Source organism: Marinilabilia sp., assembly GCF_016278715.1.
GTDB lineage: Bacteria > Bacteroidota > Bacteroidia > Bacteroidales > Marinilabiliaceae > Marinilabilia.
This window is the reverse complement of the sequence record NZ_JADQBH010000028.1, coordinates 1-18,883: the sequence shown is the minus strand read 5'-3', so window position 1 is coordinate 18,883 and position 18,883 is coordinate 1. Positions and strand designations below refer to the sequence as shown.

The 18,883-nt window shown below is 41.2% G+C and carries 19 protein-coding genes; 4 read left to right on the top strand and 15 right to left on the bottom strand.

What is annotated here, in order from left to right; all coding sequences use genetic code 11:
* Window position 1: 1 nt before the first annotated feature.
* Entirely contained in the window at window positions 2-1,849 is a 1,848-nt protein-coding gene (locus tag QZZ43_RS01910; protein ID WP_291855664.1) for a 2-oxoacid:acceptor oxidoreductase subunit alpha, read from the bottom strand.
* 295 nt (window positions 1,850-2,144) lie between these two features.
* Between QZZ43_RS01910 and QZZ43_RS01905 the strand changes: the two genes are divergently transcribed.
* Window positions 2,145-2,663 carry a gamma carbonic anhydrase family protein gene (locus QZZ43_RS01905; RefSeq protein WP_291855661.1) on the top strand — a complete coding sequence of 173 codons (519 nt, stop codon included), beginning with the start codon at window positions 2,145-2,147 and terminating at the stop codon, window positions 2,661-2,663.
* Window positions 2,664-2,849: 186 nt separating this feature from the next.
* On the opposite strand, the gene murI is transcribed toward QZZ43_RS01905, so the two are convergent.
* The 9 genes from murI to QZZ43_RS01860 all read right to left on the bottom strand — a co-directional run bounded on the left by murI (window position 2,850) and on the right by QZZ43_RS01860 (window position 11,874).
* Entirely contained in the window at window positions 2,850-3,689 is an 840-nt protein-coding gene (gene murI, locus QZZ43_RS01900; RefSeq protein WP_291855658.1) for a glutamate racemase, read from the bottom strand.
* A 529-nt stretch (window positions 3,690-4,218) separates the two neighbouring features.
* On the bottom strand, window positions 4,219-4,734 hold the full coding sequence (locus QZZ43_RS01895; protein ID WP_291855656.1) for an OmpH family outer membrane protein: 516 nt from the start codon (window positions 4,732-4,734) through the stop codon (window positions 4,219-4,221).
* A 29-nt stretch (window positions 4,735-4,763) separates the two neighbouring features.
* Complete coding sequence (locus QZZ43_RS01890; protein WP_291855653.1) at window positions 4,764-5,279, bottom strand: OmpH family outer membrane protein; 516 nt, start codon at window positions 5,277-5,279, stop codon at window positions 4,764-4,766.
* 186 nt (window positions 5,280-5,465) lie between these two features.
* A complete protein-coding gene (locus QZZ43_RS01885; protein ID WP_291855650.1) occupies window positions 5,466-5,990 on the bottom strand; it encodes an OmpH family outer membrane protein in 525 nt (174 codons plus the stop codon).
* A gap of 93 nt (window positions 5,991-6,083) precedes the next feature.
* The gene (gene bamA / locus QZZ43_RS01880) at window positions 6,084-8,660 is read right to left on the bottom strand and encodes an outer membrane protein assembly factor BamA (protein WP_291855647.1); all 2,577 of its coding nucleotides are present in this window, start codon (window positions 8,658-8,660) and stop codon (window positions 6,084-6,086) included.
* 10 nt (window positions 8,661-8,670) lie between these two features.
* Window positions 8,671-9,417 (bottom strand): isoprenyl transferase, encoded by a 747-nt coding sequence (locus QZZ43_RS01875; RefSeq protein WP_291855644.1) that lies wholly within the window; start codon window positions 9,415-9,417, stop codon window positions 8,671-8,673.
* Window positions 9,418-9,440: 23 nt separating this feature from the next.
* The gene (locus QZZ43_RS01870; RefSeq protein ID WP_291855641.1) at window positions 9,441-10,175 is read right to left on the bottom strand and encodes a DUF6089 family protein; all 735 of its coding nucleotides are present in this window, start codon (window positions 10,173-10,175) and stop codon (window positions 9,441-9,443) included.
* A gap of 110 nt (window positions 10,176-10,285) precedes the next feature.
* The gene (locus QZZ43_RS01865; RefSeq protein WP_291855637.1) at window positions 10,286-11,164 is read right to left on the bottom strand and encodes an NAD kinase; all 879 of its coding nucleotides are present in this window, start codon (window positions 11,162-11,164) and stop codon (window positions 10,286-10,288) included.
* Window positions 11,165-11,208: 44 nt separating this feature from the next.
* Window positions 11,209-11,874, bottom strand: a complete 666-nt coding sequence (locus QZZ43_RS01860; RefSeq protein ID WP_291855633.1) for a CBS domain-containing protein — start codon at window positions 11,872-11,874, stop codon at window positions 11,209-11,211.
* Between the two features lie 241 nt (window positions 11,875-12,115).
* Between QZZ43_RS01860 and QZZ43_RS01855 the strand changes: the two genes are divergently transcribed.
* On the top strand, window positions 12,116-12,838 hold the full coding sequence (locus QZZ43_RS01855) for a pyridoxine 5'-phosphate synthase (RefSeq protein ID WP_291855630.1): 723 nt from the start codon (window positions 12,116-12,118) through the stop codon (window positions 12,836-12,838).
* Window positions 12,839-12,840: 2 nt separating this feature from the next.
* Window positions 12,841-13,647 carry an alpha/beta fold hydrolase gene (locus QZZ43_RS01850; RefSeq protein ID WP_291855627.1) on the top strand — a complete coding sequence of 269 codons (807 nt, stop codon included), beginning with the start codon at window positions 12,841-12,843 and terminating at the stop codon, window positions 13,645-13,647.
* Between the two features lie 34 nt (window positions 13,648-13,681).
* On the opposite strand, the gene QZZ43_RS01845 is transcribed toward QZZ43_RS01850, so the two are convergent.
* Both QZZ43_RS01845 and udk read right to left on the bottom strand, forming a co-directional pair.
* Window positions 13,682-14,398 (bottom strand): 3'-5' exonuclease, encoded by a 717-nt coding sequence (locus QZZ43_RS01845; protein WP_291855624.1) that lies wholly within the window; start codon window positions 14,396-14,398, stop codon window positions 13,682-13,684.
* Between the two features lie 12 nt (window positions 14,399-14,410).
* A complete protein-coding gene (gene udk, locus QZZ43_RS01840) occupies window positions 14,411-15,019 on the bottom strand; it encodes a uridine kinase (protein WP_291855621.1) in 609 nt (202 codons plus the stop codon).
* Window positions 15,020-15,091: 72 nt separating this feature from the next.
* On the opposite strand from udk, the gene QZZ43_RS01835 reads away from it, so the two are divergent.
* Complete coding sequence (locus QZZ43_RS01835; RefSeq protein ID WP_291855618.1) at window positions 15,092-15,391, top strand: Dabb family protein; 300 nt, start codon at window positions 15,092-15,094, stop codon at window positions 15,389-15,391.
* A gap of 56 nt (window positions 15,392-15,447) precedes the next feature.
* Here the strand turns inward: QZZ43_RS01835 and lysA are convergent, their stop codons facing one another.
* From lysA to QZZ43_RS01820, 3 genes are all read right to left on the bottom strand, one after another.
* Window positions 15,448-16,605, bottom strand: a complete 1,158-nt coding sequence (gene lysA / locus QZZ43_RS01830; protein ID WP_291855615.1) for a diaminopimelate decarboxylase — start codon at window positions 16,603-16,605, stop codon at window positions 15,448-15,450.
* 12 nt (window positions 16,606-16,617) lie between these two features.
* The gene (locus tag QZZ43_RS01825; RefSeq protein ID WP_291855612.1) at window positions 16,618-17,928 is read right to left on the bottom strand and encodes an aspartate kinase; all 1,311 of its coding nucleotides are present in this window, start codon (window positions 17,926-17,928) and stop codon (window positions 16,618-16,620) included.
* Window positions 17,929-18,130: 202 nt separating this feature from the next.
* Window positions 18,131-18,883 (bottom strand): type I phosphomannose isomerase catalytic subunit (locus QZZ43_RS01820; protein ID WP_291855610.1); only part of this gene is annotated, 753 nt, incomplete at its 5' end.

Genomic DNA, 18,883 nt, shown 5'->3' with positions numbered 1-18,883 from the left:
TTTATTCCTCCAATAGTTTCTTGAAATGATCTTTTAATTCGGCCACGGTAAATGGCAATCCCTCAACTTTGTTGTACTGATGGAGCTTTATGTCAGGGTGCTGACTTCTCAGATAGGAAGCAAACTGACCAAGATTTAACTCACAAACCACAATTTTAGAATATTTCTTCAGTACATCATAACTGTTCCTGGGCAACGGACTGATGTAGCTAAAATGCGCAAGGGCTACTTTTTCCCCTTCTTCATGCAAAGCTTCCAGAGCAGTATAAAGATGACCAAAAGTTCCTCCCCACCCGACTATCAGTAGGTCTGCATCCTCATCACCATGAATTTCCAACGGAGGAATAAAATCAGCTATTCTGTCAATTTTTTCCTGCCGTATTTTCACCATTTTATCGTGATTATGATGGTCATAAGAAACGGCACCTGTAAGAAAATCTTTTTCCAGTCCTCCAATGCGATGCTGATAACCAGGTGTACCGGGCAGCGCCCAATAACGATTAAGTTTCTTTGGATCTCTATCGTACACATTCCATTCATCAGCAGGTTTTTCCACAAAGGGAGGAATAATTTCAGGAAATTCACCGTCTTCCGGAATTCTCCAGGGCTGCGTTCCGTTAGCCAGAAATCCATCAGACAAAAGAATCACAGGAGTCATGTGCTCAATAGCAACCTTGGCAGCGTAAAAAGCATAATCAAAACAATTCACGGGCGAGCTGGCAGCCATCACCACCAACGGGCTCTCACCATTTCTGCCATAAAGCGCCTGCATCAGGTCCGATTGCTCGGTTTTTGTGGGCAGTCCGGTACTGGGGCCTCCCCGTTGAACATTCACCACCACCAGAGGCAACTCGGCCATAACCGCAAGTCCCAGAGCTTCTCCTTTTAGAGCCAATCCCGGTCCAGACGTCGTCGTTATAGCCAAATCACCAGCAAAACTGGCTCCGATAGCCGTAGAAATAGCGGCAATTTCATCTTCAGCCTGAAAAACTTTTACACCCAAATCTTTCCTTGCCGACAACTCCTGAAGAATTTCGGTGGCCGGAGTAATTGGATATGAGCCCAAAAATAATTCCAGACCGCTTTTTTCCGCAGCCAACAGAAAACCCCATGCAATAGCCTTGTTCCCATTTAGATTACGATACGTCCCTTTACGAATATCGGCGGGCGAAATATGGTACGAAGGCGTTCCGGCTTGAATAATGACACCATAATTGTAACCGGCCTCAAGCACCCTTATATTGGCTTCGGCTATTTGTGGATTTTTACCGAATTTTTCTTTCAGAATCTTCTCTGTATTTTCCAATGGCCGGTTAAACAACCAGAATACCAGACCCAAAGCATACATATTCTTGCTGCGAAGAATGGTTTTATTGTCCAGTCCCATATCTTTAAGGCTGGTTTTGGTCATCGTTGTGATTGGTGCCTTAATAATGTTGTAGCTGGAAAGATTGTCTTCCTCGATAGGATCATCACTTTTATAACCGGCTTTGGCCAGATTCTTATCATCAAGGCTGTCCACATCAATAATAATGGTCGCACCGGGCTTAAGCCACTCAAGATTGGCCTTTAAAGCCGCAGGATTCATAGCTACCAGAACATCCGCATTGTCACCGGGGGTAAAAACCTCGCTGTGCCCAAAATGCACCTGGAATCCTGAAACACCACCAATAGTACCCTGAGGCGCCCTTATCTCGGCAGGAAAATCCGGGAATGTAGAAATATCGTTACCATAAATTGCAGATGAAAAAGAAAACAGAGAGCCTGTCAGCTGCATCCCATCACCGGAGTCGCCGGAGAATCTAACGACAACCTCCTCTTTTTCAATTACTTTTGACTTTTTAGCCATAACAACGCGAGTTTCTGATTTTCTTTCAAATTCCTGAAATAAAGTTCAGAGAAATAGAAAGTGTTAAATAAAAAAAACGCCAGAACCTTTCATTGTGTCCCGGAGTTAACCTTGTAAATATCAAGTAAAGTTATAGACTATATAAATACATGAAGTTGATTTTAATCAGATTTTTGGTAATTCTGAGGTGTTTTTCAACAGGTCATTTATATTTGCATTCCGAAAAGACATTTACCTTAAAGGTTAACATTTTTTCACAACATAAAGTTTAATCTTATTACATTAATTATAAATCATGGCATTAATAAAATCAGTAAGAGGGTTTACCCCCAAAATTGGAACAAACGTATTTTTAGCAGAAAACGCTACGGTGGTAGGCGATGTGGAAATAGGAAACGACTGCAGTATATGGTTTAACGCCGTATTGAGAGGCGATGTTAACAGCATTCGCATTGGTAATAAAGTAAACATACAAGACGGTTCGGTGCTGCATACACTCTACCAGAAATCAACCATCGAAATTGGCAACAATGTTTCGGTAGGACACAATGTGACCATCCATGGGGCCAAAATAGAAGACAATGTACTTGTGGGTATGGGCGCCACCATTTTGGATCATGCCGTTATTGGCTCCAACTCCATCATTGCAGCCAATTCATTAATCCTTTCGGGAACAAAAGTAGAATCCAACAGCGTTTATGCAGGGGTTCCGGCAAAAAAAGTAAAAGACATAGAACCGGAGCAAACCAGCGAAATGATTAATAAAATCGCCAACAATTATTTAATGTATTCCGGATGGTATAAAGAAGAATAATCCCCATCCGCAGAAATTATCACAAACTTCATTATTTAAGCCTTTTTGGATCGTGCCGCAACCCTAAAAGATAAAACAGGAGAAAGCTTTAGTTTCCACCAGCATTGTTGCCCCCGACCTTTTGATTTGAGGCATTCATCAGCCGGATTGACAAATAATCTGTTGATGTCGACTATCCTAGAGTGATTACAATTCAATTCTACTCGAGTCAACCGGCTGTTCCAGAAAAACAGCCGAAGCTTCATTGAACTTGGCAGGATTTTCGGTGGTAAAAAAACGGCAGGTTCCATTTTTAGTGCATCGTGCGTCCATTTCGGGATGACGGATCAAATACTCTCTCAGGCTTTGAGCAACAATGGTTCCCTGAGACATTACCCGCACTCCTGCCGGGATAAAACGCTCAATAACGGGTAACAGCAACGGATAATGTGTACAACCAAGTATCAACGTATCAATTTGATTATCCTGCTCAAACAACCGCGTTAAATCGCGTTTCACAAAGTATTCAGCGCCCGGTGTGTTGCGTTCGTCGTTCTCCACCAGGGGCACCCACATTGGACAAGCCTGTTGGGCCACTACCGTTCCCGGAAACAACTTCTGAATTTCCAGCGGATAAGACAAAGACTGCACCGTCCCCGTGGTTCCCACTACTCCCACATGGCCGTTTCGGGAAACCTCTCCGATTTTTTCCACACTCGGTCTCACCACTCCCAGCACCCTTCGGGTAGAATCGAAGCCAACTAAATCATTTTGCTGAATGGTTCTCAATGCCTTTGCCGAAGCAGTGTTACAGGCCAGAATTACCAACTGACACCCCATTTCAAAAAGGCGCATCACCGACTGGCGGGTATATTGGTAAACCATATCAAACGATCTGGTTCCATAAGGAGTACGAGCATTGTCTCCCAGATAAGTAAAATCGTAATCCGGAAATTCTTTCAGAAATTCATTTAAAATGGTGAGGCCTCCATAACCTGAGTCAAATACCCCAATCGACCCTTTATTTGCTACTCGGTCTTTATCCACGTAATTCTCCTTTATTACTCATTAAGAATTGCTGTATTCATTTCACACTGATGTCATTTTAAAACCTTTCATTGCGAAAGTAGTGAAGCAATCTCTTTTTTTAACCGGACACCAATGATTTATTTAGAACTAATATAATTCAACGCTCCGTTAAACTTTTCCATTCAGCTAATTACCAAATCATTACAAAACCAAACAAACAAACAAACAAACAAACCACAACTCCCAAATTTTAAAAACTTTACGTCATTGCGTCTCAACGTTTAAGCCTTTTTTAACGGCCAATTACAATCAAATAGTCAGTTAAACTTTAGCAAAAACCTCTGAACCGGATGTTTATACCTAAAAGTGGCTTTATGTTAAAATGCAGTTTTTCAACGTCATACAAATTAACTTAATTCTTATTTCTAAGAATCTAACGGTCTATTGTTTATTGATAAAGTTAAAAAAATAGTTTTATGGTAACTTCTATCACAAAAAAAGACCGGCAAAAATTACCGGCCTTCAATATATCCTAAAAAAACAATTTTTACATTGTTCCCAGCTTAGATTTAACAAGTTCTTCGCAATCCACACTTTGGTCTGAATTGTAAAGAATTACCTGTGAGCTTACATCAAATATGTAGATAAAACCCTGCTCCTCACCTACAGCCTGAATAGCCTTTTCAACTTTCTCAATGATTGGCTGAAGCAACTCTTGTTCTTTCTGTGACAAAGATTGTTGTGCCAGTTTATTGAAATTTTGGATGCGCTGATCATAATCCTGAATTTCTTTCTCCCTGGTGGAACGAATCAATTGTGACATTGAATCGCGTTGAGCCATGTAGTTAGAATATTTGTCATCCAGTTCCTGACTCATCACCTGCAACTGACTTTGCAGTTTTTTAGCCTCAGCCTGCAGTTGAGTATCAGCTGCCTGCTTTTCGGGCAATTCGGTAATAAGTTTCTGAACGTTCAAATGACCGAATTTTAAATCCTGTGCAGAAGAAGTAGCCGCTGACAACGCAACGAGCAAAACAACGGCAAATAGTTTAAATACCTTCATTTTATTTCGATTATTTTTGTTTAATATGATTAATTAAGACCCAGTTTGGTTTTCACCAAAGGAGTGACATCCGCACTCTGTTCCGACTGATAAACAGTAGCTCCTGAGTTGGCAGCAAATATATAAATAAATCCGCCTTCTGCACCAACTTCATCAATTGCCTTCATCAGTTTTTCCTGAATGGGCTGCTGAAGTTGTTGTTGCTTTTGAGACAATTGCTGTTGAGTGGATTGGTAAAACGCCTGAATTTTCTGTGAAGTCTCCATCAGTTTTTGTTCTTTCTGCTGACGAACAACGGCACTTAGAGACTCGGCAGATTCCATATATTCCTGTTCCATCTTTTTATAATCTTCCTGCATCGTAGCAAGTTGATTTTCCAGGCGTTCGTATTCTCCTTCCATATCCTGCTGCATCTGCTTAAATTCCGGCATTACCTGCATCACTTCCTGAACATTTACGTGTCCGAATTTCAGATTTTGTGCATTCATTCCGATACTCAAAAACAGCAATCCGATTATCAAAGATGTAATTGTAATTCTTCTCATAATAAACTCTTCTTTTCTATTTTGATTTTTAATATTATAATCCGTTAAACTTTTGCAAAACCCGTTGAACCGGAAGTTTACATCCAAAAATCGCCTTGTGTTAAAATGCATACTTTCAACACCATACGAATAAATTTAATTCTTAGATCTAAAAATCTAACGGTCTATTCTTAATATTGAGTTTTCTTAATTTCCGAAACCGAGTTCTTTTAGAATCTCATCGCTAATATTCTGGCGTGGTTTCACATAAACAACACCCATATTCCCGGCCATATCGAAAACGGCATCTAAATTGTCTCTGTCGGCTATACTCCGGATGGCTTCGTTCACTTTTTCCTGAATAGGTTTCAACAATGCCTCCTGCCGTTTCATCAGTTCTCCTTCGGGACCAAAATACTGCCTTTGCAATTGTTTGGCGTTGTTTTCCAACTCTATAATTTCATTTTCCCGCTGGGTCTTCATTTCCCCTGAAAGAAAAACACTCTCTTTCTGATAATTTTTGTAACGCTTCTCCACTTCAGCATACACAGATTGAATCTCCTGCTCCCACTGCTCCGACATCTGGTTTAATTGTTCCTGAGCAGCCTCATAGGCCGGAACATTGGACATAATGTATTCCATATCAACAAAGGCATAACGTTGAGCTGAAACATTGGCTGAGCTTAGAAAAAAAGCTGCAAGCGCCACGAATATAACAAAATACTTTTTCATTGCTCTCAATTTTAAGTCCTTAAATCATTACTTTATCCAGAACACACAAAAACCAAACCACTTTTCATTGATTCACTTCAGCAAGCAATCCGGCTAAAAATTCTGTCCGATGACAAAATGGAAATTACTGCCGTTGGCATTAGGTCGCCCTGAAACCTCATCAAATCCATATCCCCAATCGATTCCCATCAGACCAAAGATAGGCAGGAAAATCCGAACCCCCACACCTGCAGAACGTTTCAATCCAAAAGGATTGTAATCTCTAAATTCAGACCAGGAGTTACCAGCTTCGGCAAACAACAATCCATATACAGTTGCGGAAGGCTGCAGGGTAAGCGGATATCTTAGTTCAAGAGCCAGTTTATTGTAAATATTTCCATCCTGACGACCCTCAGCGCTATAAGGAGTCAGTGAAGCGTTTTCATATCCTCTCAGGCCAATGGTCTCGCTACCGTAATAACTATATCCTGACATTCCATCACCTCCCAGAACAAACTTCTCGAATGGTGACTTCTTGTTTTCATCGAAATACCCCAGAAACCCACCTTCCACTTTCGTCATCAAAACCAGTTTAGCAGCATTGTCCAATGGCTTAAACATATTGCCCTTGAACGTCCATTTATGGTATTCCACCCATTTGTATCGTTCCTCATCGGGCATATCTTCATTAGAATAGTTCTTATCGTCGAAGTAAGAATAAGGAGGAGTAAATTCCACACCAAGACTAAAATTAGATCCGTTTCTTGTATATAAAGGGTTGTCGATTGAGTTACGCGACAACATCACTTTAAAGTTCAGGTTGTTACTATTTCCGTTTTCCATCAGGAAGTAAGCCCAGTTTTTAAGATCGTACCGCTGATAACTTGCCTGTGTATAAAATTGAAAATAGTCATCGGGCCAGCTCAAACGTTTTCCAAACCCTACTGATAAACCGGTAACTTTGAGGTGTTCATCCGGGTCTTCCTCCATTGGAGGATATCCATAGCCGTAACCACTTCCATAACCACCACCATAACCACCACCGTAATTGCTGTATGGATTTCCATAATAATAACTACTGTTGGTACCTGTCTGAATAGAATGATAAACAGACACACTCAGCGAGTTAGGCTTTTTCCCGCCAAGCCAGGGCTCGGTGAATGAAAAGCTATAAGACTGATAATACTTTCCGTTGGTTTGCGCTCTTAATGAAAGGGTTTGTCCGTCTCCTGTCGGTAAAGGTCTCCAGGCCTCTTTGTTAAATATGTTTCGTACAGAGAAATTGGTAAATTTAAGCCCCAAAGAACCCACAAACATACCACCGCCCCATCCACCGGACAATTCCACCTGGTCGTTGGCTTTTTCCACCAGATTGTACTCCAAATCCACCGTTCCTTTTTCGGGGTCGGGAATGGGTACAGGATTAATGTTTTCAGGGTCGAAATGCCCCAGCTGGGAAAGTTCCCGAACCGTACGAATCAACTCTGATTTGTCAAACAACTCACCCGGCTTGGTTCTAAGTTCGCGTCGAACCACATGCTCATGAGTTTTGGTATTCCCTCTGATGATTACCTGATCAATAGTGGCCTGCTGTCCTTCATAAACACGCATTTCCAAATCAACAGTGTCGTTGTGTATTTTTATATCAACAGGCTCTATATTACTAAACAGATAACCATTGTTCATGTAAAGATTATGCACGGCATCATCATCAATAAACAACCTTTCATCAAGGAGGGTCTGATTAAAAATATCTCCTTTTGCAATCCGTAGTTTTTCGCTCAGATAGGGCCCGGGATAAACAGTATTACCAACCCACGAAATTTCTCCAAAATAATATTTATTCCCTTCGCTGATATTCACCACAATATCAACCGTATTGTCTTCATTTCGGGTTACCTCTTCCGATTCAATATAAGCATCCCGGTATCCCTCTTCATTATATTTTTCTATGATACGTTTGAGGTCTGCCTCATATTCATCCTTCACGAATTTTTTTGTTCGGAAAAAATTGAGAATCTTTCCTTTTTCGTTGGTTTTCTTGGTGAACCGGTTCAGCTTCTGATTAGAAAAAACAGTATTTCCATTAAACTCCAAAGAATTTACTTTCACCTTATCCTTTTTGTCCACATCAATATTGAGGAAAACATGATTGGCTTTATCAGGATCATCACGCTGAACAATCGAGACCTCAGCATTAAAAAATCCCTTATCTACAAAATGTTGCTTGATGTATCGACTGGCTCTATCGATCAGGTAAGGTGTAACCTGTGAGCCTTTCATCATGGAAATTTTTCCTGAGATGTCTTCAATTTCGGATTTCTTCAATCCGGAAAAGTTGATTTCTGATAAACGGGGGCGCTCCTGCAGATAGATGTTTAACCAAATATTTTTCCCCTCAATCTTATCAACAGAAATTTTCACATCCGAAAACAGCCCGTACTCCCAGTATTTCTTAATAGCATCCGAGATGTCTTCACCCGGAACATTAATTTTTTGGCCCACCCGCAGACCCGACAGGTTGGCAAGGATTGCGGGGTCGTTATTTAAATCACCGGTTACCTTTATATCGGCAATAATGTATTCTTTTGGTGCACCGGAATAGGATATTTCAGGGACATCATCTTGAGCATTGATACCAATAAAAGAGATAAATAAAAGGAGGAATAGTGCGAGCGAATGTTTAATCATTACTATGGTTTTATTTTTTTACCTGATCACTTATTTTTCCAAAACGTCTTTCTCTACCCTGATAATCCAGTAGCGCTTCAAAAAAATGTTCCTTGCGAAAATCGGGCCATAATACATCAGAGAAGTATAATTCTGAATAAGCAATTTGCCAAAGCAGGAAATTACTGATGCGAAATTCTCCACTTGTTCTAATCAGAAGTTCCGGATCAGGCATATTTGCAGTTTCCAGATATTGGCCAAATACCTCAGAATTTATATCGGAAGGCTCCAGATTATTATTTTTTATTTCAAGGGCAATCTTCTTAACGCCTTCAATAATCTCCCATCTGGAACTATAGCTCAAAGCAAGGACGAGCGTAAGCCCATCATTATTCTTCGTCTGTTCCTTGCAGGAGGCCAGCTTTTCCTGAACACTTTTTGGAAGTGTCTCTTTACAGCCAATAGATTTCAACATTACATTGTTATCCATAAGCGTTTTGGTTTCTGAAGCAATCGTAGAAACCAACAGAGACATTAAAGCATCAATTTCATTTTTCGGGCGATTCCAGTTTTCAGTAGAAAAAGCATAGAGTGTAAGAAATTTCACCCCCAATTCGGCAGCAGCCTCAGTCACTTCACGAACGGCTTTCACGCCATTCCTGTGGCCAAAAACCCTTGCGTTACCTCTTTTCTTTGCCCATCGTCCATTGCCATCCATTATAATGGCTACATGTGATGGCAATTTTTCTTTATCCAGTTGTTCTTTAACTGATGACATACAAATTTTTCTTCGTCACATTTCTAAAATCCGGCATTACAGGAAACCTTTTTATGAAATAAATCAAAGGTGAAAAACACTCCTGCAATGGAATACCAGTCATTATTATGCCAATCCGAAGGTTGCTGGAACCCATAAGGATCGGACGGGTCAATGTCGCCGGGGCCAATGTAATCCAGGTCGTCAACAAATGTTTTCCTGAAAGACCATTCCAGGCCAACATGCAACCAATCAACAGGTTTCCATTTCACCCCTACACCGAACGGCAAAGATAATATAAAATGTGGGTTTTCAGAACCACCTGATTCATCAGATCCGTAACGACTAAAGAAGGTATAGGCCAGTCCTGTACTAACAAAAGGAGTAAAACGCGTCTCTTTACGACGAAAAGGCTGGTCGTAGTCAAAAAAATTTATTTCCACCTGAGTGGAAAAATCAGCAATGGTGCGCTGAAACCCGTAGAAAACAGGACTTCGTCCGGAGCTTGTAGGATACTGAATTCCAGATTGAGGATACTCCCCCTGAATTTCGACCAGGGTCATCGTACCTTTAAAAGCCAGCCTTTCATTAAAAACCACTCGTACTATCCCACCCACAGAAGGCTTAGGCCTATAGAATAAACGATCGGGATTCAAATCTCCATTGTAGTAGGAAGCACCCAAAAACAATCCCCCTTCTACCCGCTCCTGAGCAGAGCTGTGGACAGAACAAAAAAATGCAACAAGAAAAAATAATATCGTATGGCCTTTGAAAAGCATTGGTTTATTTTGGGTTTTCCGCCCTGATAAAAAATCAGTTCAGACAATCAACTTAGGTATTTCACTCCAACCCTTTAACGTGAGCACGCCCGGAATATTGTCAAATCTATTTAGTTTCGACGATCAGCTCCCCACATCAATTTATTCCTCAAAGTACTGTAAAAACTCTGGTCTGTACGCTCTACAATTCTAATTGGAAAACCCGCTTTTTTGATTCTCAACTCTGTTCCTTCTTCCACAACAACACTTCGTGAGTCGAGACTGGCAAGAAATTTGCCCCCGCGTCCTTCCACTTTCAGTGTAAGCTCCATATTATCAGGCACCACCAAAGGCCTCACTGTCAGGTTGTGGGGGGCAATGGGAGTAATAATAATTCCCTGCGAGGCAGGATGCATGATGGGTCCTCCCACACTCAAAGAGTAAGCGGTTGACCCGGTGGGGGTACTCACAATTAATCCATCGGCCCAATAAGAATTAAGATATTCATCATCCAGATAGGTATGAATGGTGATCATTGAAGAGCTGTCTTGCTTATGAACTGCAAATTCATTGAGCGCAAAGTTAAAATCTCCAATAAGATCAACCGGGCTTGTAACTTGCAGCAGCGACAGCTCTTTCACTTTATAGCGCCCCTGTTCTATCTCCTCGAGTGCAGCAGGTAACTCATCGCGTGAAATATCGGCCAAAAAACCCAACCTGCCGCTATTGATTCCAACGATGGGAATACCTGAGTCACGAACAAAAGTAACAGCCTCAAGAAAGGTTCCGTCTCCTCCGATACTGAATAGCATATCAACCCGGGGCAGCTCTTCTGCGGAAGAAAAGAATCCGGCAACCTCAGGCTCTATCTCAACGTTTTTCAGAAGAAAATCGTAGAACGGTTTGAAGATAAATATTCTGGTCTTCTTTTTATGCAGATAGTCAAACAGTTGATTACAATTCTCATAAAAAATATCCCCAAAACTTTTCCCAAAAATAGCAACTTGCATATATTTTTTGTGAACGAAGATAAAAAATTAGCAACAAAAGAAGGTCAAACACCCAGGTATTTCATCAGCGATTCATAATTCCGGCGGGTTGTATCGTCCACCTGCGATTCGCCGGAGTATACAGCATTAACCATATAGCCGTAACGTTCAAAGGCACTAATCACTCCACCGGCATCCACCCGGTTGAGCTTAATGGTAATTTTGAGTTGCTCGGTAGTCTTGCTTTGAGAAGCATACAAACTCAACACTTTGGCGTCAGCATCCTCAACAATACGTGCGATTTCTGAAAGTGCATAATCCCTTGGGCCCAATTCAATTTCAATGATACCACCAGGGTTATGAGCGGCAATTAATTCAGAGAAGCTTAGTAACAAATCATTTTGCGTAATCACCCCAATATACTCCTGTTCTCTATTGAGCACTGGCACAACTGTAAGTTTAAGACGAGCAATTATTTCCACAACATCATATATGTGCTGATGCACAAACACATAAGGCTTCATCAGGGAAAGCCGATGGTTACCCAGGGGCTCCTCGGCAGAATTCAAATCATAAATATCTGTATCAGAGATAAGTCCAAGAAAAACCTTGTTGTTCACAATGGGAAGATGAGACACACGAAAAGCCTCCATCCACGCCAGAGCATTAACCCCGGTATCGGATGTTTTCAATGAAGGAATGATATCTGATATTAAATCTTTTGCCAGCATAAAATGCGCTTTCTGAAAATACTTTGTAAATTTGCTGTCGACATAAAGGTACAACATAATAGCCCTCCTGTCATGCGGGACAGAAAATATTCAATTAAAAAAATTGAATATTTTTAATTGAATCATAATATTACATCACTATCCCTTAATGTTGGGAAAATACATTCAAATTTTTAAACAAACAAAACATTTTCCTTGTTTTTATTAATTTCTCAGGAATTCTCATTGGAACATTTTCATCATGACAAAACTTAGCGTAAACATAAATAAGATTGCAACGATACGAAACTCAAGAGGAGGTAATATCCCTGATGTTGTCAAAGCTGCTGTTAACATACAGGAATTTGGAGCTCAGGGAATTACGGTTCACCCCCGCCCCGATGAGCGTCACATTAAGTACAAAGACGTTTACGACATTCAGAGGGTTATCAAAACAGAATTTAATATAGAAGGATATCCTTCGGTTAAATTCATGGAACTGGTGAAGGCAGTTAGGCCACAACAGGTTACCCTGGTTCCCGACCCTCCCGAAGCCATCACCTCCAATTCAGGTTGGGATACCATCACGCACCTAACATTTCTTCAGGATATTATAGGGCAACTGAAAGAGTACGGGATCCGGACTTCGATATTTATTGACACCAATCCGGATTTTATTATCAATGCAGCCAAAACCAATACTGATCGGATAGAGCTTTATACAGAACCTTATGCAACGGATTTTCCAAACAATCCGGAAAAAGCCATTGCTCCGTTTGTGGAAGCAGCAGATATTGCCAACAAGGCGGGATTGAGAATTAATGCCGGACATGACCTCAATTTGCAAAACCTGAAATTCTTTAACGAAAAAATTCCTTCCCTCAAAGAGGTTTCCATTGGGCATGCGCTCATCAGCGATGCACTATACTACGGCCTCGAACGAACCATCAAGATGTACAAAGACCTCCTTATTAAAGAAAAATAAAGATGGAACTTTTTTATCGGGAAAAAGGGAAAGGTGAGAAAACAATCATTATTGTCCATGGACTTTATGGCGCTTCCGACAACTGGTTATCTGTAGCCAGAGAGCTGGAAAAAGATTTTCGGATAATTCTTATTGACCAGCGCAACCACGGACAGTCACCACACAATGACGAGCATAGCTACAAAGCCATGGCTGACGACCTCCATGAGCTGATGCAAAAGCTAAAAATCGAGAAAGCCATTTTGATGGGCCACTCCATGGGGGGTAAAACAATTATGCGCTTCTGCCTGGATCATCCCGAAATGGTTGAGAAATTGATAGTGGTGGACATTGCGCCCAAATCATACAGTTCATTTTCTAATTATGCTGAAGTTACTGCCGACCACGGTAAAATTATTGAAGCCCTTTCTGCTGTTGATCCCACACAGTTCGGCAACCGTCAGGATATAGATAAAATACTGAAAAAGACTTTCCCCAAAAAGCGCCTCAGAGGTTTTCTGATGAAAAACCTGAAACGGACCAAAGACGGATATTACAAATGGCAAATCAATCTTAAAGCCCTGGAAAACAACATGCAGGAGATTATGGATGGTTTCTCGAAACTTTCTCCCAATAGCAAGGCTAAAATGCCGGAAACAATCTTCCTTAAAGGAGAGAACTCCCCTTACATTCACGAGGACGACTCAATGGCTATTAATAAGTTTTTCCCAGGTTCACAAATTGTCAATATCCCAAATGCAGGGCACTGGGTACATGCTGAACAGCATGATCTGTTCCTGAAAACTGTTAAATACTTTCTGGAAGTATAGGGCAGGGGACATAAGGTTTTGGAAGATGAGACACTTAAACAGATACCACATTCTCCGGTTTGAGCAGCGGCTCGCCCTTTAGGCGAAGAAACAGCTGAGTGGTAGCCAAAACATCCTTCTCGCAATAACGGGCAATGCGCTCCACATCATCCTCATCGTAATAAACTGAGGCCACCTGACTGCCATCGATGTCATCCTTAGGCGATGGAATTCCCATTATGTGGGTAAGCAATTTGAGCGAAGTATAATGCTTATAGTCACCAAACTTCCACAAATCCAACGTATCAATAAATTTCACTTCCCAGGGCTTTTTACCAGCCACATCCAGAATGTCAGGCAAAGGAAGCCCGTTGATAATCATTCTTCGGGCGATGTATGGGAAGTCAAACTCTTTCACGTTGTGGCCACAAATATTGGTGCCCGGATGCGCAGTGAAACTGGTGAGTGCTGCAGAAAACTCCTTCAACAATTCCTTTTCATCATGACCAAAAAAGGACTTCACCCTCAGGGTACGATCTCCATTTTCGGGTTTTATAATTCCCGCTGAGATGCAAACTATTTTTCCGAATTCGGAATAAATCCCTGCCCTTACATAATCCTCGTCCGGCAACACATCCTCTTTAGAAGTGTTGGAAGACTTTTTCGTCCACAACTCTTTCATCGTTTCATCAAGCTTGTCAAAAGCTGGATGCTGAGGCACCGTTTCGATGTCGATATACATTATTTTCTCCGAGGTGAAATTGTTAAGCATGGCAATCAAGTTTTAGGAAAGGTTTCGTTGAATAAAATGGGTGAGAATATCAATGGCCACATGGTTCTCTCCTCCCTGTGGTACGATGAGATCGGCATATCGTTTACATGGCTCAATAAATTGCAGGTGCATGGGTTTCACCGTTTTTTGATATCTGTTCAGAACTTTTTCAATAGTTCTTCCCCGCTCTTCCATATCTCTTTGGATAACCCGCATCAAACGATCATCAGCTTCTGCATCCACAAAAACTTTCAAATCCATCAATGTTCGGAGTTTGGGATGAGTAAGCACCAAAATACCTTCCACAATTACCACCTTGGTAGGATTCACAGAAATGGTCTCTTCGGATCTTAAACAAGACAGATAGGAGTAAATGGGTTGTTCAACAGGTTGGTTGGCCTTTAGCATTTTAATATGCTCCACAAGCAAATCGAACTCAATGGAATCGGGATGGTCAAAGTTTATCTTTTGTCTTTCCTCCAGCGGCAGTTGACCGTTGTCCCGATAATAAGAATCCTGAGGTAAAATGGCCACCTCATCAGCCGGCAGTTTTTCCATTATCTTGCGAACAACAGTGGTTTTTCCCGACCCGGTACCTCCGGCAATGCCAATTACAAGCATATTTGAATTGATTTTTTTATTTTTACGGCACTAATTTACAACAGATGAATTAATAATTAAAAGATTATAGTCATGATAAAACACATTGTACTTTTCAAATTCAGAGAGAACCTGCCTGCCGACGAGAAAAGAAGTAAGCTGGAAAACATTAAGGCGGACCTGGAGGCATTGACCGGGAAAGTGGAAACACTTCGTAAAATGGAAGTAGGCCTTAACATCAATCCTGAGGAAGAATATGACCTTTCGCTGGTTTCGGAATTCGACAACATGCAGGGCCTTAAAGATTATGCCACTCATCCCGAACACTTGAAAGCAGGAGCAGTAATCAGAGAGATTCTGGAAAAACGGGCCTGCGTGGATTATGAATTATAAAAAAAATGCACGGCCTGAATTGAGGTCGTGCATTTTTAATTTTATCATCTGCTATTTTAAAAATCATCTGAATAAAATGGCAGAGGTTCTACCCTCAGATTGTATCTTGACACCATCACTTCACCATAAGCACCTGCACTTCGCAAGGCGACAAAATCACCGCGTTTTAACTCAGGAAGGTCAATCGCCTTTCCAAAACTGTCGGATGATTCACAAATAGGGCCCACCACGTCGTACCTGACTTTCTTAGAATCTTTGGTCGCGGACAGATTATCTATCTTGTGTTTTGCCTGATACAAAGCAGGACGAATAAGGTCGGTCATTCCGGCATCTATAATGACAAACCGGGTTTTAACACCCTCTTTCACATATAATACCCTGGAAATGACATTTCCGGCCTGTCCCACTACCGAACGACCAAGCTCGAAATGCAATTCCTGACCTGCCTTGAGTTTCAGAAAATCCTTGAATACTTTAAAATAAGAAGCAAAATCTGAAATGGGATTATTTTCCGGATCATCGTAATCAATCCCGAATCCTCCTCCGACATTAATGACCCTGGGGAACAACTGCCTGGAGATAAACCATTCCTGAAGCTCATTCACCCTGATGCACAAATCTTTAAAGTTGTCCAAATCGGTAATTTGGGACCCAATATGGAAATGCATTCCTTCGAACTGAATATTTTGCATTTCTTTCATCCTGTCCAGAACCGCTTCCAGGTCGGTCATGCTGATGCCAAACTTATTTTCGTCGAGCCCGGTGGTAATATAATGATGGGTATCGGCCTGAACATTGGGATTGATACGAAAAGCAACCTTTGCTTTTTTGCCGTTTTTGGCGGCCAGCTCATTGATGATTTCCAACTCGGGCAATGACTCCACATTAAAGCAATTAATATCGTGCTTCAGCCCCAGTTCAATTTCCCAGTCGGATTTCCCCACACCGGCAAATACAATCCCATCAGGACTAAAACCAACATCTAATGCTTTCTGTATTTCGTAACCACTAACACAATCAATTCCAAAACCTTTACCCCTGATTTTCTCTAAAATCCGGTCGTTGGCATTGGCTTTAATCGCATAATGAACATGAAAATCATGCTTTTCCGACTCTTTCTTCACCAGAGAGAGTGTGTCCTCAAGCAGATCCATATCGTAATAATAAAATGGTGTTTTAAGTTCTTTAAACTTCTCTGTAGGAAAATTTGTCATTCTTTTACTTGTTTAAAAAAGTTTTGTACTCAAAGCCTGCAGGGCTTCTTGTTTATCATTTGCATCTATGAGCAGTGAAATATTGTGTTCACTTCCCCCATAGGAAATCATCCGAATAGAAATATCCTTAAGTGCTTCAAAAATTCGGTTGGCATACCCCTTATTCTCAGCAACAAGGTCTCCAACCACACAAACTATCACCTGGTCGTGATCCACCTCAACGGTACTAAATTTTCTCAGATCGTCCAGAATTTCTTCCAGATGCCTGTTGTTATCAATAGTAACAGAGACCCCAACCTCGGAGGTGGTAATCATATCAATGGACGTTTTATAACTTTCAAATATCTCGAAAACCTTTCTGAGAAAACCGAAGGCCAGCAACATGCGTCCAGATTTGATTTTGATAGCCGTGATGCCATCCTTGGCCGCCACCGCAGTAATGCGATCCTTATGCTGTGAGGAAGAAATAGTGGTACCTGCAGCCTTTGGATCCATGGTGTTCAATACCCTTACCGGAACATTGGCTAGTTTGGCAGGCAGGACACTTGTGGGGTGCAAAATCTTGGCTCCGAAATAGGCAAGCTCGGCGGCTTCATCAAACGAAATTTCAGCAATCGATTTTGTATTCTCCACAAAACGAGGATCGTTGTTGTGCATTCCGTCAATATCAGTCCAAATCTGAATTTCCTCAACTTCAAGTGCTGCTCCAATAAGAGAGGCAGTATAATCACTACCTCCACGCTGAAGATTATCTACCTCGCCAAAAGCATTGCGGCAAATATAGCCCTGAGTAATAAACAAATGGGTGTCATTAAATTCATTCATGATACGCTCCAGATTCTCACGAATGTAAACCGTATCCGGCTCATTGTTCTTATTGGTACGCATAAAATCCAAAGCCGGCAAAAGAACGGAGTCATGACCATTCTCCTGCAAAAAGAAATTAAACAAAGCTGTTGTAATCAGCTCTCCCTGAGCCAATACAGATTTTTCCTCAAAAACGGTAAAAACATCTTTAGTAAAAGATTTGATGTAATCGAAATGCGACTTCACCAACTCAAGTCCTTTATGATTAAACTCTTCCTTATTAAAAAGTTCCTTGACGGTATCCATATAGCCACGCTCAAGCCGGTTAATAACCTCATTGGCTCCGTCGTAGTTCTTTTTATATAAATAATTGGCAATTTCGATAAGACTATTAGTTGTACCGGACATTGCGGAAAGAACAACAATTTTACGATCGGAACCGGTTACAAGGTCAGCAACCTCACGCATTCGTTGTGCTGATCCTACTGATGTTCCGCCAAATTTAAGTACCTTCATAATTATAATATTTTCAAAATGTATGGAACCTGCATGAAAATCGCCTCAAATTGTCTTTTAGCAAAAATTCCAGACTGCCTCATGACAATTTAATCATTTTTACCAGCTGCAAAGTTATAAATTTTAACAAAACCGACCTAACAAGCTAACAATTTCGTTAACAAACCACTTCGTTCTACGACAAAAGAGACCTGTTTCTGGTTTATTTTCCATCCACATCAGGCATATGTACTTCCAGTAACTTACACTTTTCAGCAGTCTTAATACTAAACTCCTTCAATTCCGCAGGTATCAAAACAGTTTCTCCTGTTTGTAGAGGTTCTTTCTGACCATCGTAAAAAATAATTTCAGCATTTCCCTCCACACACATCAATATCACGAAAGAATCGAAGTTGTAAATATCCTTTTTGAGCTCGTGTCCATGCAATTCTATCAGGCTGGTAACAAAATAAGGAGACTCAATGATGGGGGTTACCTCATTTTCTTTGGCCTCATATTGAGTCTTATATTCTTTTCCACCGGAGAAATCAATGGCATCCAGTGCCTGGGCTGTATGAAGCTCACGGGAATGACCTTCGGCATCACGACGGTCGAAATCATAAATACGATAAGTCACATCCGATGTTTGTTGGATTTCAGCCAGTAAAATACCCTTGCCAATGGCATGAACACGTCCAGCAGGAATATAGAACACATCGCCAGGCTCCACCTCATGACTGGCAAGCAAATTGTCAATTTTATTGGTTTCAAGCGCTTTCAGATATTCTTTCTTATCGGTTTCTTGCTTAAAACCGCTTATAAGCCGGGCCCCCGGGTCGGCTTGCATCACATACCACATTTCGGTTTTTCCGAACGAGTTGTGCCGTTGCCGGGCCAGTTTATCATCAGGATGCACTTGAATAGAAAGCACATCATTGGCATCAATAAATTTTATCAGCAACGGAAATTCATTCCC

What these genes read in the sequence shown, in the direction of transcription:
- QZZ43_RS01910 (WP_291855664.1), bottom strand. Translation starts at nt 1,849, where the DNA reads ATGGCTAAAAAGTCAAAAGTAATTGAAAAAGAGGAGGTTGTCGTTAGA.
- QZZ43_RS01905 (WP_291855661.1), top strand. Translation starts at nt 2,145, where the DNA reads ATGGCATTAATAAAATCAGTAAGAGGGTTTACCCCCAAAATTGGAACA.
- QZZ43_RS01895 (WP_291855656.1), bottom strand. Translation starts at nt 4,734, where the DNA reads ATGAAGGTATTTAAACTATTTGCCGTTGTTTTGCTCGTTGCGTTGTCA.
- QZZ43_RS01890 (WP_291855653.1), bottom strand. Translation starts at nt 5,279, where the DNA reads ATGAGAAGAATTACAATTACATCTTTGATAATCGGATTGCTGTTTTTG.
- QZZ43_RS01885 (WP_291855650.1), bottom strand. Translation starts at nt 5,990, where the DNA reads ATGAAAAAGTATTTTGTTATATTCGTGGCGCTTGCAGCTTTTTTTCTA.
- bamA (WP_291855647.1), bottom strand. Translation starts at nt 8,660, where the DNA reads ATGATTAAACATTCGCTCGCACTATTCCTCCTTTTATTTATCTCTTTT.
- QZZ43_RS01875 (WP_291855644.1), bottom strand. Translation starts at nt 9,417, where the DNA reads ATGTCATCAGTTAAAGAACAACTGGATAAAGAAAAATTGCCATCACAT.
- QZZ43_RS01870 (WP_291855641.1), bottom strand. Translation starts at nt 10,175, where the DNA reads ATGCTTTTCAAAGGCCATACGATATTATTTTTTCTTGTTGCATTTTTT.
- QZZ43_RS01865 (WP_291855637.1), bottom strand. Translation starts at nt 11,164, where the DNA reads ATGCAAGTTGCTATTTTTGGGAAAAGTTTTGGGGATATTTTTTATGAG.
- QZZ43_RS01860 (WP_291855633.1), bottom strand. Translation starts at nt 11,874, where the DNA reads ATGCTGGCAAAAGATTTAATATCAGATATCATTCCTTCATTGAAAACA.
- QZZ43_RS01855 (WP_291855630.1), top strand. Translation starts at nt 12,116, where the DNA reads ATGACAAAACTTAGCGTAAACATAAATAAGATTGCAACGATACGAAAC.
- QZZ43_RS01850 (WP_291855627.1), top strand. Translation starts at nt 12,841, where the DNA reads ATGGAACTTTTTTATCGGGAAAAAGGGAAAGGTGAGAAAACAATCATT.
- QZZ43_RS01845 (WP_291855624.1), bottom strand. Translation starts at nt 14,398, where the DNA reads ATGCTTAACAATTTCACCTCGGAGAAAATAATGTATATCGACATCGAA.
- udk (WP_291855621.1), bottom strand. Translation starts at nt 15,019, where the DNA reads ATGCTTGTAATTGGCATTGCCGGAGGTACCGGGTCGGGAAAAACCACT.
- QZZ43_RS01835 (WP_291855618.1), top strand. Translation starts at nt 15,092, where the DNA reads ATGATAAAACACATTGTACTTTTCAAATTCAGAGAGAACCTGCCTGCC.
- lysA (WP_291855615.1), bottom strand. Translation starts at nt 16,605, where the DNA reads ATGACAAATTTTCCTACAGAGAAGTTTAAAGAACTTAAAACACCATTT.
- QZZ43_RS01825 (WP_291855612.1), bottom strand. Translation starts at nt 17,928, where the DNA reads ATGAAGGTACTTAAATTTGGCGGAACATCAGTAGGATCAGCACAACGA.